The organism is Kocuria sp. SM24M-10, assembly GCF_001027955.1.
Lineage (GTDB): Bacteria > Actinomycetota > Actinomycetes > Actinomycetales > Micrococcaceae > Kocuria > Kocuria oceani.
On the sequence record NZ_LDNX01000171.1, the window covers coordinates 1 to 16441 of the forward strand.

At 74.5% G+C, this 16441-nt stretch carries 19 protein-coding genes and 1 pseudogene; all 20 read left to right on the forward strand.

The annotated features are described in order from the left end of the window. The first annotated feature begins 165 nt into the window (after positions 1-165). The 20 genes and pseudogenes from ABL57_RS19765 (at position 166) to ABL57_RS19860 (ending at position 16271) form a co-directional block, all read left to right on the forward strand. On the forward strand, positions 166-1695 hold the full coding sequence (locus ABL57_RS19765) for a sensor histidine kinase (RefSeq protein ID WP_053005222.1): 1530 nt from the start codon (positions 166-168) through the stop codon (positions 1693-1695). Further along, a complete protein-coding gene (locus tag ABL57_RS19770; RefSeq protein WP_047805197.1) occupies positions 1692-2366 on the forward strand; it encodes a response regulator transcription factor in 675 nt (224 codons plus the stop codon). Before ABL57_RS19765 ends, ABL57_RS19770 begins: the two co-directional genes overlap by 4 nt. 153 nt (positions 2367-2519) lie before the next feature. Further along, the gene (locus tag ABL57_RS19775) at positions 2520-3461 is read left to right on the forward strand and encodes an ABC transporter ATP-binding protein (RefSeq protein ID WP_082157609.1); all 942 of its coding nucleotides are present in this window, start codon (positions 2520-2522) and stop codon (positions 3459-3461) included. Next, complete coding sequence (locus ABL57_RS19780; protein WP_047805198.1) at positions 3458-4639, forward strand: ABC transporter permease; 1182 nt, start codon at positions 3458-3460, stop codon at positions 4637-4639. Before ABL57_RS19775 ends, ABL57_RS19780 begins: the two co-directional genes overlap by 4 nt. Positions 4640-4846: 207 nt before the next feature. Further along, positions 4847-5281: a 30S ribosomal protein S16 gene (gene rpsP / locus ABL57_RS19785; RefSeq protein WP_047805199.1), complete on the forward strand. Its 435-nt coding sequence runs from the start codon at positions 4847-4849 to the stop codon at positions 5279-5281. Positions 5282-5283: 2 nt separating this feature from the next. Then, positions 5284-5529 (forward strand): RNA-binding protein, encoded by a 246-nt coding sequence (locus ABL57_RS19790; protein ID WP_047805200.1) that lies wholly within the window; start codon positions 5284-5286, stop codon positions 5527-5529. Positions 5530-5673: 144 nt separating this feature from the next. Next, complete coding sequence (gene rimM / locus ABL57_RS19795; RefSeq protein ID WP_047805201.1) at positions 5674-6282, forward strand: ribosome maturation factor RimM; 609 nt, start codon at positions 5674-5676, stop codon at positions 6280-6282. Next, entirely contained in the window at positions 6282-7118 is an 837-nt protein-coding gene (gene trmD, locus ABL57_RS19800; protein WP_047805202.1) for a tRNA (guanosine(37)-N1)-methyltransferase TrmD, read from the forward strand. Before rimM ends, trmD begins: the two co-directional genes overlap by 1 nt. A gap of 198 nt (positions 7119-7316) precedes the next feature. Beyond that, on the forward strand, positions 7317-7712 hold the full coding sequence (gene rplS, locus ABL57_RS19805) for a 50S ribosomal protein L19 (protein WP_047805203.1): 396 nt from the start codon (positions 7317-7319) through the stop codon (positions 7710-7712). Between the two features lie 16 nt (positions 7713-7728). Beyond that, positions 7729-8409: a signal peptidase I gene (lepB, locus tag ABL57_RS19810; RefSeq protein ID WP_047805204.1), complete on the forward strand. Its 681-nt coding sequence runs from the start codon at positions 7729-7731 to the stop codon at positions 8407-8409. 62 nt (positions 8410-8471) lie between these two features. Beyond that, positions 8472-9389, forward strand: a complete 918-nt coding sequence (gene lepB, locus ABL57_RS19815; protein ID WP_238986144.1) for a signal peptidase I — start codon at positions 8472-8474, stop codon at positions 9387-9389. Then, the gene (locus ABL57_RS19820; RefSeq protein ID WP_047805205.1) at positions 9379-10137 is read left to right on the forward strand and encodes a ribonuclease HII; all 759 of its coding nucleotides are present in this window, start codon (positions 9379-9381) and stop codon (positions 10135-10137) included. The genes lepB (ABL57_RS19815) and ABL57_RS19820 overlap by 11 nt, the downstream gene beginning before the upstream one ends. After that, positions 10134-10478 (forward strand): DUF2469 domain-containing protein, encoded by a 345-nt coding sequence (locus ABL57_RS19825; RefSeq protein ID WP_047805206.1) that lies wholly within the window; start codon positions 10134-10136, stop codon positions 10476-10478. Before ABL57_RS19820 ends, ABL57_RS19825 begins: the two co-directional genes overlap by 4 nt. A 98-nt stretch (positions 10479-10576) precedes the next feature. Continuing rightward, positions 10577-10945: a YraN family protein gene (locus tag ABL57_RS19830; protein ID WP_047805207.1), complete on the forward strand. Its 369-nt coding sequence runs from the start codon at positions 10577-10579 to the stop codon at positions 10943-10945. Between the two features lie 89 nt (positions 10946-11034). After that, positions 11035-12312, forward strand: coding sequence for a hypothetical protein (locus ABL57_RS22800; RefSeq protein ID WP_047805208.1), 1278 nt, complete (start codon positions 11035-11037; stop codon positions 12310-12312). 236 nt (positions 12313-12548) lie between these two features. Further along, a pseudogene (locus ABL57_RS19840) lies at positions 12549-12800 on the forward strand (magnesium chelatase domain-containing protein); the annotation flags it as partial. Positions 12801-12820: 20 nt separating this feature from the next. Further along, positions 12821-14227: a recombinase family protein gene (locus ABL57_RS19845; RefSeq protein WP_047805210.1), complete on the forward strand. Its 1407-nt coding sequence runs from the start codon at positions 12821-12823 to the stop codon at positions 14225-14227. A gap of 204 nt (positions 14228-14431) precedes the next feature. Next, complete coding sequence (locus ABL57_RS19850) at positions 14432-14656, forward strand: excisionase family DNA-binding protein (RefSeq protein WP_047805211.1); 225 nt, start codon at positions 14432-14434, stop codon at positions 14654-14656. Then, complete coding sequence (locus ABL57_RS19855) at positions 14653-14838, forward strand: hypothetical protein (RefSeq protein ID WP_047805212.1); 186 nt, start codon at positions 14653-14655, stop codon at positions 14836-14838. Before ABL57_RS19850 ends, ABL57_RS19855 begins: the two co-directional genes overlap by 4 nt. Further along, positions 14835-16271, forward strand: a complete 1437-nt coding sequence (locus tag ABL57_RS19860; RefSeq protein WP_152683478.1) for an AAA family ATPase — start codon at positions 14835-14837, stop codon at positions 16269-16271. The genes ABL57_RS19855 and ABL57_RS19860 overlap by 4 nt, the downstream gene beginning before the upstream one ends. Positions 16272-16441 lie beyond the last annotated feature (170 nt).

Below are 16441 nucleotides of genomic sequence, written 5' to 3' on the forward strand. Positions count from 1 at the left end.
GCGCTGGCGCCGCTTCTTCGGCCTGGACCGCGGCTGACCCACGGCCGGGCCGCGACCGACCGGCGACCAACGCACTGCCCGGCGCCCCACCGGCCCCCGGACCGGGCGCCGGGTTCCCCCGGGCGGCGGACCCCGCACCGGGCCCGGCCGGGCTAGCGTGATGACGTGCACACTCCATCCAGCACCGCCACCAGCACCGCCACCAGCACCGCACCCGGGACCGTCCCCGGCCGCACATCCGCGGCCGTTCCCCTCGAGCGGACCGCCGGGGCCGCGGAGGCGCCCGGCACCGTTCCGGCCGGGGTGCCGCGCCGTCCGTTGCCCGAACGGTCCACGGCCTGGCTGAACGACCCCGAGGACCCGTTCTGGGAGCGGCCCGGGCCCACGCCCGCCCAGCGGCGCAACGACGTCCTCGGCACCGCCGCCTTCCTGGCGGTGGCCCTGTTCAGCGCCGTGCTGGTGCACAGCTACGCGGGCGTGCCGGAGACGGAGGAGCCGTGGCTGATGTACGTCGGCGTGAGCGCGCTGATCCTCCCGCTCGCGGTGCGGCGGCGGTACCCGGTCGGCGTGCTCCTCGCCTCGTCGGTGCTGTTCTTCGCCTTCTACTACATCAGCATCGCGGCGGCGTTCCTGCTGGCCTACCAGGTCGCCTACTTCGCGGCCCTGTACGCCGCGGTGGCCTGGGCGCGGGACCGCAGCGCGATGCTCACCGCCCTGTCCGCGGTGATCGGCTGCATGGCCCTGTGGCTGGTCGTGGAGCTGACGATCACCCAGGCCTACGCCGAGATCGTCCAGGCGCAGGAGCCGGTGGACGGGCCGCTGCCGCAGGTCCTGGCCGTCCAGCTGCACGCCGGACTCGTCAACGTCGTGTACTTCGGCGGCGCGGTGCTCGCCGGCCGGGCGTCCTGGCGCTCGGCCCTGCAGCGGCACCGCCTGGCGGGCCAGGCCGAGCGGATCCGCGAGCAGTCCGCGGAGATCGCCCGCCGCGCCGTCGTCGACGAACGGATGCGCATCGCCCGGGAGCTGCACGACGTCGTGGCCCACCACGTCTCGGTGATCGGCATCCAGGCCGGCGCCGCCCGCAAGGTCCTGGACCGGGACCCCGCGGCCGCGGCGGCGGCCCTGCGCACCGTCGAGGAGGCCAGCCGGACGGCGGTGGGGGAGATGCGCCAGCTGCTCGGCGTCCTGCGCGCGGAGGACGAGAACGGGGACGCGCCGACCGGGCGCGGACCCGATCCGGGGCTCGCGGACATCGCCGCCCTCGCGCAGCGGCACGCCGAGAACGGGCTCGCGGTGGACGTGCGCACGGTCGAGGCCGTTCCCGGGGACCTCGGGCGGGTCCCCGCCGGTCTCGGGCTCTCCGTGTTCCGGTGCGCCCAGGAGTCCCTCTCCAACGTGATCCGCCACTCCACGGCCACCACGGCCTCGCTCGTCCTGCGCACCGGGCACGGCCCGGACGGACCCTGGATCGAGCTGGAGGTGCTCGACGGCGGCTCGCCCCGGTCCGGCACCGAGGGCACCGGCTTCGGGCTGCAGGGACTGCGCGAGCGCGTCCGGCTGCACGGCGGCGAGGCGGAGATCGGGCCGCGGTCGGGCCGTCCCGGGTGGCGGGTGCGCGTCCGCTGCCCCCTGCCCGCGGACGGCCCGCCGGACGGCGCCGCAGCACCGGCGCCCGTGGGAGGATCGGGAGCATGATCCGCGTCCTGCTCGCCGACGACCACGCGCTCGTCCGCTCCGGCTTCGCCATGGTCCTGTCCGTGGAGGACGACATCGAGGTCGTGGCCCAGGCGGCCGACGGCGCCGCCGCCGTCGCCGCGGCCCGGGACGGAGCCGTGGACGTGGCGCTGCTGGACGTGCAGATGCCGGTGATGGACGGGATCGAGGCGACCCGGCGGATCGTGGGCACGGGCTGCGCCAAGGTCGTCATCGTCACGACCTTCGACCGGGAGGACTACCTCTTCGACGCGCTCGCGGCCGGTGCCAGCGGCTTCCTGCTGAAGAACGCGGACCCCGACGACCTCGTCGAGGCCGTGCGGGCCGTCGCGGGCGGGCACGCCCTGCTCGCCCCCGAGGCCACGCTGCGCGTGATCCGTGCCCTGGCCGCCGACGTCTCCCCGGCCGCCCCGGAACCGGCCCCCGCCCCGCCCGACCCCGCGCGGCAGCGGATCGTGGCCTCCCTCACCGAGCGCGAGCACGAGGTCCTGCGGCTGGTCTCCGAGGGTCTGTCCAACGCGGAGATCGCCCAGCGCCTGTTCCTGGGCCCGGCCACGGTCAAGACCCACGTCTCCAACATCCTCGCCAAGACGGGCTCCCGCGACCGGGTGCAGGCCGTCGTCTTCGCCCACCGGGCCGGCCTGGCCGGCTGAGCCGGCTCCGCCGCCAGACGGAGATCCGGGCGGGCCCGGGCCCGTGCGGGTTCCGTCCCCGTGGGGATCTGCGGGTGCGCGCCACTTCCTAGGCTGGAGCCGAGCCGCCCGGCACCCCGTGGGCGGGCACCCGGCCGAGAGGACCCCCGTCCCATGAGCACCACCGCCACGCCCGAGGCGGGCACCGCCCGCGGCCGGCCCCGCCCCGAGGGGCACGTCCTCGAGGCCCGGGGCCTGAGCCGCACCTTCGGGGGCCGCACCGTGGTCGACGACGTCTCCTTCACCGTGGCGCCCGGCCGGATGACCGGCTTCGTCGGGGCCAACGGCGCCGGCAAGACCACCACCATGCGGATGCTCATGGGCGTGCTGCGCGCCTCCTCCGGGCAGGTCCTCTGGGACGGCCGCCCGGTCACCGCCGCCGACCGCGCCGGCTTCGGCTACATGCCCGAGGAGCGCGGGCTCTATCCCAAGCAGGGGGTCCTCGACCAGCTCGGCTACCTCGGCCGGCTGCACGGGATGAGCCGCCGCGACGCGCTCGCGGAGGCCGCCCGGCTGCTGGAGCGCTTCGGTCTGGCCGGGCGCGCCAAGGACCGGCTCGAGTCCCTGTCCCTGGGCAACCAGCAGAAGGTCCAGGTCGCCGCCGCGCTGCTGCACGGACCCACCGCCCTCGTCCTCGACGAGCCGTTCTCCGGGCTGGACCCGGCGGCGGTGGACGCCATGGTGGAGCTGCTGCGGGAGCGGACGGCCCGGGGCGTGCCCGTGCTGTTCTCCAGCCATCAGCTCGAGCTCGTGGACCGCCTCTGCGACACGCTCGTCGTCCTCTCCGGCGGCCGGGTCCTGGCCGCCGGCGCGGCCGACGAGCTGCGCCGGGCCGGTCCCCGCCGGCACCGGTTGCACTGCGAGCAGGACACCGGGTGGGTCCGCGACGTGCCGGGGGTGCGCGTCGTCGACGTCGACGGCCCGGTCGCGGTGCTGGAGCTCGGGGACCGCGCCGCGCGCGCCCGGCTCCTCGAGCAGGCCGTCCGGCACGGGCTCGTGGAGTTCGCCGAGATCGTCCCCTCCCTGACCGACGTCTACCGGGAGGTCACGCGGTGACCGCCCGCCCGCCCGCGGCGCGGCCGTGGTGGACCGTCACGGCCCGCGAGATCGCGGTGAAGCTGCGTGACCGGTCCTTCCTGCTCTCGACCGCCGCCACGCTGGTCCTGGTGGCCGCCTCGATCGCGGCCTCCGCGCTGCTCGGGGACCGGGCCGCCGAGCACGTCGTGGCCACGGCCGGGCCGGAGGCGGCACCCGTCACGGCACGGGCCGCCCAGGCCCTGGCCGACGCCGGCGAGGACACCCTGACGGTGCACAGCGCGGGCTCGGCCGACGCCGCGCGGGCGGCCGTGGCCGCCGAGTCCGCGGACGCCGCGCTGCTGCTCGAGCTCGACGGCTGGACGGTGGTCGGCCGCGACGGCGTGGACCCCGGCCTCGGCCGGGCCCTGGAGCAGGCGGTCGCCGACGCGACGCTCGCCGCCAACGCCCGCGCGGCCGGCACGACGGCCGAGGAGCTCACCGCCGGCGCCGAGGTGCGCACCGAGCTGCTCGCCGGCGGGACGGACCGGGGACCCGTGCGCCTGGCCATGGGATTCGCCTTCGCGCTGCTGTTCTACCTCTCGGCGGTCGTCTTCGGGATGGCCGTCGCCCACTCCGTGCTGGAGGAGAAGCAGAACCGGGTCGTGGAGATCCTCGCCACCGCCGTCCCGGTCCGGCAGCTGCTCCACGGGAAGGTGCTGGGCAACTGCCTGCTCGCCTTCGGGCAGATCGCCCTCTACGCCGTGGTGGGCCTCCTCGGCGTGAACGTCGCCGGGACCGCGGCCGACATCGGCTGGGCGCTCGCGGCCTCCGGCTGGTTCGTGGCCTTCTTCGTGGCCGGCTTCGCCGCTCAGGCCTCCGTCTGGGCCGTGCTCGGCTCCCTGGCCTCCCGCCCCGAGGACCTGCAGAGCAGCACCGGGCCGATCCTGGCCGTGCTCGTCGGGGCGCTGTTCGTGGGCCTCTACGCCGAGGGCGCCTGGCTCACGGCAGCCTCCTACGTGCCCGTCGTCTCCTCCGTGGCCATGCCCGTGCGGGTGCTCGGCGGCGACGTGGCCTGGTGGCAGCCGGTGCTCTCCCTCGCCGTGACCCTCGCCGCGGCCTGGCTGCTGCTGCGGGCGGGCGCACGGATCTACGAGCGCGCGGTGTTCCAGGGCGGCCGCTCCCTGAGCTGGCGGGAGGCGGCGCGCCTGGAGCCCTGAGACACGCTCGGACCCGCGGCGGCGACCCGGGCCGCGGGCCGGTGGGCCCCGGACTTGACCGCGTCTGGCATACTGGACGGGTACTCGATGCGTGCGGTCCCTCTCGCCGCACGTTTCTCGTGTCCACGGAACCCCTGCGACCGGCCCGCCCCACGGGAGCGAGACCAGGGCGTTCACCTCATCCAAGAACCAGGAGAGTCCACACCAGTGGCTGTTAAGATCCGTCTCAAGCGCATGGGCAAGATGCGCGATCCCCGTTACCGCCTCGTCGTCGTCGACTCCCGCAAGAAGCGCGACGGCCGCGTCATCGAGGAGATCGGCAAGTACCACCCGACCGAGCACCCCTCCTACATCGAGGTCGTCTCGGACCGGGCCCAGTACTGGCTCGGCGTCGGCGCCCAGCCGTCCGAGGCCGTCGCCGCCATCCTCCGGGTGACCGGTGACTGGCAGCGTTTCAAGGGCGAGGAGGGTGCCGAGGGCACCCTGCAGCAGCCCCAGGGCAAGGGCGAGTTCGTCGCCCCCGACAAGGGGTCCGTGATCATCCCCGAGGCGATCACCCCCAAGGGCGAGAAGGCCGAGACCACCGAGTCCGGCGCCGAGTCCGACGACGCCCCCGCGGCTGACGCCGAGAAGGCCGAGTAGTCGTGCTCGCCGACGCGTTGGAGCACCTGGTCCGCGGGATCGTGGACAGCCCCGATGACGTCGACGTCCGACTCAAGAGCGGGCGCCGGGCGGAGACCCTCGAGGTCCGGGTCCACCCGGACGACCTCGGGAGGGTCATCGGACGCCAGGGCCGCACCGCCAAGGCGCTGCGCACCGTCATCGGTGCGCTCGCCGAGGACGGCCCGGTCCGGATCGACGTCGTCGACACCGACCGCCGCACCCGCTGAGGCGGGCCGGGCGCACCCGCGACCGGCCCCGCCGCCCGCACGGTCCCCGCATCCGCACCGGATGCGGGGACCGTCGGCGTTGACGGCCCCCGCGCCGTCCGCACCCCGCCCCGGCCCCCGGCCGCACAACCCCCAGGAGCGCACATGTTGGTCCAGGTCGCCCGCATCGGCAAGCCCCACGGCATCCGCGGGGAGGTCACCGTCCAGCTGTTCACGGACGCCCCCGAGGAGCGCTTCGCCCCCGGTGCCCGGCTGCGGCTCGAGCCGTCGTCCCCGCTCGCCCCGCAGGGGGCGGTCACCGTGCGCGGGGCCCGCTGGAACAAGGCCGTGCTCGTCGTCGCCCTCGAGGAGGTGCCCGACCGCAACGGCGCCGAGTCGCTGCGCGGCACCCTGCTCTTCGCCGAGGCCCAGGACGAGGACCCGGAGGCCGAGGAGTGGTACGAGCACGAACTGGTCGACCTCGAGGTCCGCACCGGAGCCGAGGACGGCAGCGGGCCGAGGATCGGCGTCGTGACCGGGCTGCGGACCATGCCCGTCCAGGACCTGCTCGAGATCACGCTGGACGAGGACGGGCGCGAGGCCGCGCTGCCCTTCGTCGAGGAGATCGTGCCGGTCGTCGACCCCGACGGCGGCTTCGTCGTCGTCACCCCGCCACCCGGACTGCTCGAGCTCGGCCTGGAGGACGGCGCCGCCCAACCCGGCACCCCCGAGCCCGGCACCCCCGAGCCCGGCACCCCGGAGGGCGGGCGCTGATGCGCATCGACGTCGTCAGCATCTTCCCCGAGTACCTCTCCGCCCTCGACCTCTCGCTGATCGGCAAGGCCAGGGAGCAGGGGCTGCTGCAGCTGACCGTGACGGACCTGCGCGAGTTCACCGCCGACCGGCACCGGACGGTCGACGACACGCCCTACGGCGGCGGCGCCGGCATGGTGATGAAGCCGGAGCCGTGGGCGCTGGCCCTCGACGCCGCCCGCACGCGCGGCCCCGCGGCGGCAGCAGCCGCGGAGCAGCGGCCGGTGCTCGTGGTGCCCTCCCCGGCCGGTGAGGTCTTCACCCAGGCCACCGCCCGGGAGCTCGCCTTCCGGGAGCACCTCGTCTTCGCCTGCGGGCGCTACGAGGGCATCGACGAGCGCGTCGTCGAGTGGTCCCGGGAGCACTTCGAGGTCCGTCCCATGAGCCTGGGCGACTACGTGCTCAACGGCGGGGAGGTCGCCGTGCTGGCCATGGTCGAGGCGATCGGGCGGCTGGTCCCGGGCGTGATCGGCAATCCGGAGTCGCTCGTGGAGGAGTCCCACGCGGACGGGCTGCTCGAGTACCCCGTCTACACCAAGCCCGCACTGTGGCGGGACCGGCCGGTGCCGGAGGTCCTGCTCTCGGGCCACCACGGGCGGATCGCCCGCTGGCGGCGCGACCGCCAGCTGCAGCGCACCGCGGCCCGCCGCCCGGACCTCGTCGCCGGCCTCGACCCGGCCGGCCTCGACCGCGCCGACCGCGACGTCCTCGCCGCGGCCGGCTGGATCGTCTCCGGCGACCGGGTGGTGCGCGACGACGCGGCCGGGGGAGACGCCCAGGGGCATCCTGTGGCATAATGACCAGCTGTGTCTGCTGGGCACGCCCCTGCCGCAGGGGGATGAGCGACCAACAGCAGGACACCCGGGAGCCCTCCTTCGGGGACCCGGCCACCACGTCTTGCGGATTCCGCACCCGGACCGGGCTCCGCCCGGTCCGCAGCACGGATCCGTGCCGACCCACGTGAGCGACCTGCGGCGTTCACCAGGAGAGACACCATGAACATCCTCGACCAGCTCGACGCCAAGTCGCTGCGCAGCGACGTCCCCGACTTCCGCCCGGGCGACACCCTCAACGTGCACGTGAACATCGTCGAGGGCAACCGCTCGCGCGTGCAGGTCTTCAAGGGCTTCGTGCTCGGCCGCCAGGGCGCCGGCGTGCACGAGACCTTCACCGTCCGCAAGGTCTCCTTCGGTGTGGGCGTGGAGCGCACCTTCCCGGTGCACTCCCCGGTCATCGACAAGATCGAGGTCCTCACCCGCGGTGACGTCCGTCGCGCGAAGCTGTACTACATGCGCGACCGCCACGGCAAGGCCGCCCGCATCCGCGAGAAGCGGGACAACACCGCCACCAAGCCGAACAAGGCCGGCAAGTCCGGCAAGTCCGGCAAGTAGGACAGCGCACGCTCCCGTGCCCACCGGAACCCGGGCGCGGGACCCGCACACCACCGGGTCCCACGCCGTACGGCGAGAACGCCAGCCCCGCACTCGGGGCTGGCGTTCCGTCGTCCTCGCCCTGCTCGTCGCCGCGCTCGTCGCCGGCGTGCTGCGCGCCTTCGTCGTGGACGTCTACTGGATCGGCTCGGACTCGATGCAGCCGACCGTGCAGCCGGGGGACCGGGTGCTGGTGGGCAAGCTCAGCCACGGCTCGGAGCCCGAGCGCGGCGACCTGGTGGTCTTCGACGGCCGCGGCAGCTTCGCGCCGCTGCGCAGCGACGACCCCTGGCCGCTCCAGGCCCTGCAGACCGTCGGCCGGTGGACCGGGCTGGCCGGCTCCGACAGCGTCTACCTCAAGCGCGTGCTGGGCACGCCCGGGGACACGGTCTCCTGCTGCGGACCCTCCGGCCGTCTGGTGGTCAACGGCGAGGAGCTCACCGAGGACTACGTCCTGGAGGGGGACCGCCCGAGCGAGGTCGAGTTCACCGCCGTGGTGCCCGAGGGCCGACTCTGGCTCATGGGCGACCACCGCTCGGTGTCGGTCGACTCGCGCAGTCTGCTCGGCGCGCCCGGTGGCGGGCTGGTCCGAGCGGATAAGGTCATCGGAGAACCTGTTGCTGTCCTCTGGCCCCTGGACCGGGCCGGGCAGCTCTGACGCGATCCGCACGGATCCGGAACCGGGCGCCCGCGGGCGCCCGCCCAGGAAGGACGAGAGCATTGGCCGACAGGACCCCGACCGCCGGTGACGGCGCGCCCCGCGAGAGCCGGGGCGCCACCGGCGACGCCGCCCTTCCCGCCGTGGAGGCCCCCGGCACGCCTCCGACGGCCTCGACCGTGCCGCCGGAGGACTCCGCCGCGGCGGCCGAGGACGCCGACCCCGGCCAGGGGTCCACGGCGCGGCGCGGCCGCCGCTCGCGCGGGAGCCGCTCGCGCAAGCAGCGCCCGGACACGTTCTGGGGCTCGGTCCGGGAGATCGTGCTCGTGCTGGTCTGGGCCGTCCTCATCGCCTTCGTGGTCAAGACCCTGCTGGTGCGGGGCTTCTACATCCCGTCCGGTTCCATGGAGAACACCCTCCAGCTCAACGACCGGATCTTCGTCAACGTCGTCGAACCCACCTTCGGCCCGCTCGAGCGGGGGGACATCGTGGTCTTCGAGGACGCAAAGGGGTGGCTGCCCGCCCAGCCCGACAGCGGCGGCGGGCCGGCGGACGCCGTCTACGACGCCCTGGCGTTCGTCGGCGTGCTGCCCGACCGCACCGACCAGCACCTGATCAAGCGCGTCATCGGCGTCGGCGGCGACCGGGTGGTGTGCTGCGACGGCGCGGGGCGGGTCACCGTCAACGGGCAGGCCCTCGAGGAGGACGGCTATCTGTACCCCGGGTCCGCGCCCTCGGACATCCCCTTCGACATCGTCGTCCCGGAGGACCACTACTTCGTGATGGGCGACCACCGCGACGCGTCCGCCGACTCGCGGGTCCACTTCTCGGAGATCGTGGCGGACAGCGCGTTCATCAGCCACGACGACGTCGTCGGAACCGCCTTCGTCATCGCCTGGCCGCTCGACCGCTTCCAGTGGCTGCAGAACCCGGACGACGTCTTCGCCGACATCCCGGCCGGGTCCGCCGGTGGCTCCTGAGCCCCGCACGGCACGACCACCGGCCGCGCACCCGGGCCGGGCCCCCGGCCTCGCGGTCGAGCGTTCCCTCCAGGAGGCCGGTGCCCACCGGGTGGGCGGCATGGACGAGGTCGGCCGCGGCGCCCTGGCCGGCCCGGTCACGGCCGGGGTGGTGGTGGTGCGCCCCGGCACGGCGCGCGGGATCCCCGGCCTGCGGGACAGCAAGCTGCTGAGCCCCGCCCGTCGCGAGGCCCTCGTCCCGCGGATCCGCTCCTGGTGCGCCGCCAGCGGTGTGGGCCACGCCTCCCCGCAGGAGATCGACCGGCTGGGTCTGACGGCCGCGCTGCACCTGGCCGGGCAGCGCGCCCTGGCCGCGGCGACCCGCGGCGGCGCCGCCCCCGACGTCGTGCTCCTGGACGGACGGCACGACTGGCTGACCGCCGACGCGGCCCCGTCCCTCTTCGACCCCGCCGCCGCGGACGAGCCCCTCTGGACCGGGACGGTCGTGACCCGGGTCAAGGCGGACCTGACGTGCGCGAGCGTGGCCGCGGCCAGCGTGCTGGCGAAGGTGGAGCGGGACCGGATCATGCGCGAGCTCTCCGGGGACTGGCCGCAGTACGGTTGGGAGAGCAACAAGGGCTACGGTGCCGCCGGGCACCGTGCGGCTCTCGAGGAGGGCGGCCCCACCCCCCACCACCGGCTGAGCTGGCGGCTGACCCGGCCGGCGACCGCCGCCGGGCCGAGCACGAGCGGAGACGAGACGACATGAGCGCCGAAGAACTCGAGAACTTCGAGACGGACCTGGAGCTGCAGCTCTACCGCGAGTACCGGGACGTGGCCGGGTTGTTCCAGTTCGTGGTGGAGACCGACCGCCGCTTCTATCTGGCCAACTCGGTGCGGATCGACCCGGTGGAGACGCGCAACGGGCTCTACTTCGACGTCGAGCTCAAGGACGCCTGGGTGTGGGACGTCTACCGCTCGGCGCGGTTCGTCAAGCACGTGCGCGTGATGAGCTTCAAGGACGTCAACGTGGAGGAGCTCGCCCACGCGGATCCCTTCTCCGTGCCCGGCGCCGCCGGACCCGCCGCTGGGGACCCCACGACCTCCTGACCCGCCCTGCACACCGCCCAGGGCCCGACTCCTGCCCCGGCCGACGCCGGCCATGCTGGACCCCGGTCCGCGGCGTCCCGGACCGGTGAGGGGGTCAGGTGTCCGGGGGACTGGGAGCGCACGGGGAGCGGCTCGCGGCCGCGCACCTGACGGAGCTGGGCTACCGCGTCCTGGACCGCAACTGGCGTGCGGTGCCCGCCCGGGACGGCCTCCGCGGCGAGGTGGACGTCGTCGCCGAGCAGGGGGAGTGGGTCGTCGCCGTGGAGGTGAAGACCCGCTCGAGCGTCCGTTACGGTCACCCTTTCGAGTCCATTACGCGGGCCAAGACGGTGCGCCTGCACCGTCTGGCGGCGGCCTGGGCAAGGGCCCACCACCGCGACCCCGCGATGATCAGGGTCGATGCCGTTGCAATCACTTTTGCACAGGACGGAGCGCCCGAGATCGAGGTGCTGCAACAGATCCAATAAGACGCGACGCGCCCGGACCCGGCGTGACAGTCCTCCCGCGACGTGCCACTGTGGAGGCGTCGAAACCGGGAGAACGTCGGAGGTGCGCTGTGGTCGCTGCGGGACCGCTCATCCCCGCGCGTCGTGCCGCGCTCCTCGCCGCGGCCGTCGCGCTGGCGGCCACGGGTTGCGGCGCGCCGACGGAGGACGAGCCCGAGATCGTCGCGCAGCCGGGGACCGTGACGACCGCCCCGAGCGGACTGACCCCGGGACCCTATGCCCTCACCACGGCGGAGGGCGCTGTGATCTCCTTCGACCTGCCGACCGTGCCCGCCCCGGACGACGCGGTCGAGCGGCTGCGCAAGGACCTGCACGTCGAGCCCGTCACCTACGTCGAGCTGCACATCGACAACACCGAGGGCACGCGCGCCGTGGAGATCGACGACCTGAAGGTGATCAGCCACGAGGGCGGTCAGTTCCCCTTCCAGCCGGCCGCCGAGGTGCTCGCGGAGTGGGATCCCGACCGGTCCCTCGAAGGCGGGTACTGGCGCGCGGACGGCACGCCGCTGGACGCGGCGGAGGGCACGGAGCTGGACGCCCGCACGCACGAGCTCATCGGCCGGTACACCGGATCCGTCCCGGCCGGCACCGAGGGCCGGGAGCTGATGATCGGCGACTTCGAGCGCCTGCCGCTGAGCTTCGACGACGTCGAGCTCTCCCCGTACCCGCACGAGCGGGCCCTGTTACCGGAGCCGGTCGGCCACGGGCCCGTCCAGCGCCAGTACCGTGCGGGGGCCCCGGAGCCTGCCCCGCAGGAGCGCGTCGACGCGCAGCCGGTGCCCGAGGTCCCGGCCCAGCCGGCGGCCCGGCCGGCGCAGCCCCCGGCCGTGCCCCCTGCCGCGCCTCCCGTCGCGGCGCCCGCCGAACCCACGGCCGCGCCCGAGCCCGCCCCCGGGCCTGCTCCCGTGTACGTGCCCGACTGCACCAACGCGGCCGATCCGTCCGGACCGGTGCAGCAGACCGCCTGGAACGCCGCCTGCGCGCCCGTGCCCGAACCGGTGCCCGTGCCGCCGGGCACACCGGTTCCCACCCCGTCGCCGGAGCCGACCTCGCCGCCCGCTCCGGCCCCCCAGCCCGAGCCCTCGCCCACCGAGGACCTCGCCCCCGCCGCCGGGGCGCCGGGGGTGACGCCCAGTCCCACCCCGTCGGCGTCCTCGAGCCCCACTGCACGCCGGCCCTGGCCGCCGCCGCTGCAACCGGTCACCCGGGCCTCCCCGGACCCGGCCGGTCCCACGCCCTCCTCCACCCCCACCCCCACGCCCGAGCCCACTCCGGAGCCCACGCCCTCGCCCTCGTCCTCGCTCCCCAGCTGGAGCTACCCGGCCTGATCCGCCGAGCGCCTCCACAGCGGGGCCGGCCGGTCCTCCCAGGGCCGGGCCGCAGGGCGGAGCATGGCGGGCATGCACCCGAGCCGAGCACACCTCGCCGCCGACCCCGGCCCCGCCCGGTGCCGGCGTGACGCCGCTAATCCGCATCCCGGCCGACCACACGCCGCTCCCGGATGCGCCCGGACCGAGCGCGCCGCCGCCCCGCCCCCGTGCCGGGCGGGGGCGGGGCGGCGGTGATGGGCTTCGCGCGCACCTGGGCGGTGGCCCTCGTCGGGCTGGACGGGGCGATGGTCGAGGTCGAGGCCGACATCGGCCAGACCCTGCCCGCCTTCTCGATCGTCGGCCTGCCGGACGCGGCCCTCAACGAGGCGCGCGAGCGGCTGCGGGCCGCGGCGCGCAACAGCGGCATGCCGCTGAGCCCGCGCAAGCTCACGGTCAACCTGACCCCGGCGACCCTGCCCAAGCGCGGTTCGCTCTTCGACCTGTCCAAACACGGATACTGACAGCTATGGAGCAGACACGTCCGCGGGCCGCCCTGTACGTCCGCATTAGCAATGACAAGGCCGGGGCCGGGCTCGGCGTGCAGCGGCAGGAGAGCGACTGCCGGTCGTTAGCCGCCCGGCTCGGGTGGGCCGTCGCTGAGGTCATCGACGACAACGACCTCTCTGCCTACGACCGGCGCAAGGGCCGCCCCGGGTACCGGCGCCTGCTCGCCGGGCTGCGCTCGGGGGAGTTCACCGCCGTCCTCGCCTGGCACGCCGACCGGCTGCATCGCCGCACGGCCGAGCTTGAGGAGTTCCTCGATCTCATCGAGTCCACGGGCGCCAAGGTCGCCACCGTGCAGGGCGGCGACCTCGACCTGTCCAGCCCCGACGGGCGCATGACAGCCAAGCTGCTGGCGACGATCGCGCAGCGGGAGATCGAGCACGGCCGCGAGCGCATGGTCCGCGCCAAGGCCCAGGCCGCCGCGTCCGGGCAGTGGCGGGGCGGTCGCCGCCCGTACGGGTACGAGCCCGACGGGGTGACGGTACGCGAGGAGGAGGCCGCGGTCGTCCGGTACGCGGCCGAGCAGGTGCTCGCCGGTCGGTCCATGCGGGCGCTCACGGCCGAGGTCAACGCTCAGGGGGCGCGGACGACGACGGGCAAGCCATTCAGCAGCACCACGCTGCGCACGGTATTGCTGCGCCCGCGCAACGCGGCGCTGATCGACCACAAGGGCGAGATCCTCGGGGCGGCGTCCTGGCCGCCGCTGCTCGACGAGGACACGTGGCGCGCCGTCGTCGGCATCCTCACCGACCCGGCACGGGTGACGACCAGCGGGGACGGGTCGCCGAACCTGCTCACCGGTGTGGCGACCTGCGGCACGTGCGGGCTGCCCGTCCAGGCGGGCAAGTCCCGCGACCTCACCGTCTACCGGTGTCCGACTGATCAGCGGCACGTTGCACGGTCCCGCGACCTCACCGACGAGCTCGTGCGGGCCGTTATCGTCGAGCTGCTGCGCCGCCCCGAGGCGCTGCGCCGGGCGCTGGCACCGGCCGAGGGCGTGGATCTCGAAGGCACCCGGGCCGAGGTTGCCGCGCTGACCGCCCGGCTCGACCAGCTCGGGCTGGACTACGCCGACGGGCTGCTCAACGCCGCGCAGGTCAAGACGGCGACGCAGCGGCTGCAGGGACGACTCGACGAGGCCCGGGACCGTCTCGCTGCCGCTGCGGCGTCCACCGGTTTCGAGGATCTCGCCGCGGCCCCCGACCCGGGCGCGCTGTTCCTGGCCGCCCCGGTGGACCGGCAGCGCAGCATCGTCCGGGCGCTCGCCGAGGTCGTAATCCTGCCGAGCCCGCGGGGACGGCCAGCGGGGTGGACGCCGGGGCAACCGTACTTCCGGCCAGAGACGATCAAGATCACGCCGCGCACCTGACCGGCTCGCCGTGGCGGGATGAGTGTTAATCTGTGTTCATAAGTACCCGCTGAGCCTCACCGCGAGGGGCGATGAGGCGGGAGCACTGGCACCAGGATGCATCGATGAGGGATTAGAGCGCACTGCCAGCCGGTCCAGGGTTCGCGGCCGTGACCATATGAGTTGGAGCCCGCGCAGGTATCAACACACCTGTGAGGTTCCATCATGCGCAGCCCTGCGCCCCACCCTGACGTCGCACCCGCGGCCCCGGTCGAGCTCTGGACGATCCGGCAGGCCGCCGAGTACCTGAACGTGCACCGCCGCACCATCGAGCGGCGCACCTACGACGGCACCCTGACCGTCTACAAGATCAACGCGCACCACGTGCGGCTCGACGCCGCGCAGGTCCGCGCCCTCGCCGTGCTCACCCCGGCGGGGGGTGCACGATGAGCGCCGAGATCCTGGCACCCGCCGACGAGGTCAAGCGCGGGCTCCGCGCCCGTGCGCTCGCCGAGCACGTCGCCGCCGTCGTCAACGACTGGCCGCCGCTGACCGACGAGCAGCTGCAACGAGTCGCCGCCCTGCTCACCCCGACTGCCGCACCTGGGCCGACCGGGGGTGGACCGAAGTGAGCGCACAGAGAAGCGCCCCCAGCACGGGCAATGCTGAGAGCGCCGAGAACAACGGGCGAGCTGTTCACGACCAGTCTACCGAGGGCAGGGACAGCCCCGCGGCGATCGCCGAGACCGTCGCTCGCATGCTCGCCGCGTCCGCCGCCGACCCCGTCCGCGCCGACCGGGCGATCGCCGGGCTCGCCGCCGGATACCTCAAGCGCGGCGACGACGCAGGGGCGCAGCACGTCATCGAAGCACTCGGCGCCCACGTCGACGAGGCCCGCGCCGCGGCCGTTCAAGCAGGCGCCGAGCAGCTCGCAGGCGGCGCCACAGCCACAGCCGAGCAGCACGCCGCCTACCTAGAGCAACTCACCCTGCAGGAGCTCTACCGGCTCAAGGCCCGCACCGAGGCGCAGCGCCGCCTCAACGTCGAAGACCGGGCCGACGAGACCGAGGGGCAGGGACTCGCCGACGGGGCAGCGTTCATCTACGACCAGCCCGACCGTGTCCCCGCCCGATGGGGCGAGGGCGAGGAGATCCTGTGGGCCAAAGGCGAGGCGCTCATGCTTTGCGGCCCGCCCGGCGTCGGCAAGACCACCCTCACCGGGCAGGTCGTCCGCGCCCTGCTCGGGCTGCAGCCGGACGTGCTCGGGTACCCGGTCGAGCCCGTCGGGCGGGTGCTGTACCTGGCGATGGACCGGCCCCGGCAGATCGGCCGGGCACTCGCGCGGCACTTCACGACCGGCGACCGGGCCACCGTCGCCGAGCGGCTCACCGTGTGGCAGGGGCCGCCGCCGACTGACCTCGCCGCCGACACCGACGCGCTGCTCGACCTCGCCCGTCGGGCAGGGGCCGACGTCGTCGTCGTGGACAGCCTCAAAGACGCCGCGGTCGGGCTCAGCGAGGACGCCGTCGGCGCCGGGTACAACCGTGCCCGGCAGCGCGTCCTCGCCGCCGGTATCGACCTGCTAGAGCTGCACCACCAGAAGAAGGCCGGGGCGAACGGCGGCAAGCCCGACAAGCTCGCCGACGTCTACGGCTCCACATGGCTCACCTCAGGCGCCGGGTCCGTCATCGGGCTGTGGGGCGACGCAGGCGACCCCGTCGTCGAGCTCTCGCACCTCAAGCCCGTCATGGAGCCAATCGGTCCGTTCAACGTCGTGCACGACCACGCCCGCGGGATCTCCACGATCGACGGCGCCGTCGACGTCGTCGCGCTCGCCGCAGCCAATGCCCGAGGCACGACCGTGGGCATCGTCGCCGAGGCCATGTTCGGGGACAAGCCCACTGCGGCGCAGCGCATGAAAGCGCGGCGCCGGGTCGAGAAGCTCGTCGGGCTCGGGCTGCTCATCGAGGCCGAGAAGATCGACGACGGCCGCGGCCACAACATCGGCACGTACCGGCCCGGACCCAACGCCGGGCGACCCGCGGGGCGGGTGCTGTTCCAGTGAGCACGGACCCCAGCACGCGGGCATGGACCCAGCACGCACCCCAGCACGGTGCCGAAAACCGTACCCGGCACGCACCCCAGCACGGACCGTGCACGGCCCGTGCTGGCCCTCCCAAAAACCCCGGAAACACGCGGATTCAGCCAGCACGGACCCCAGCACGAACAGCCAAA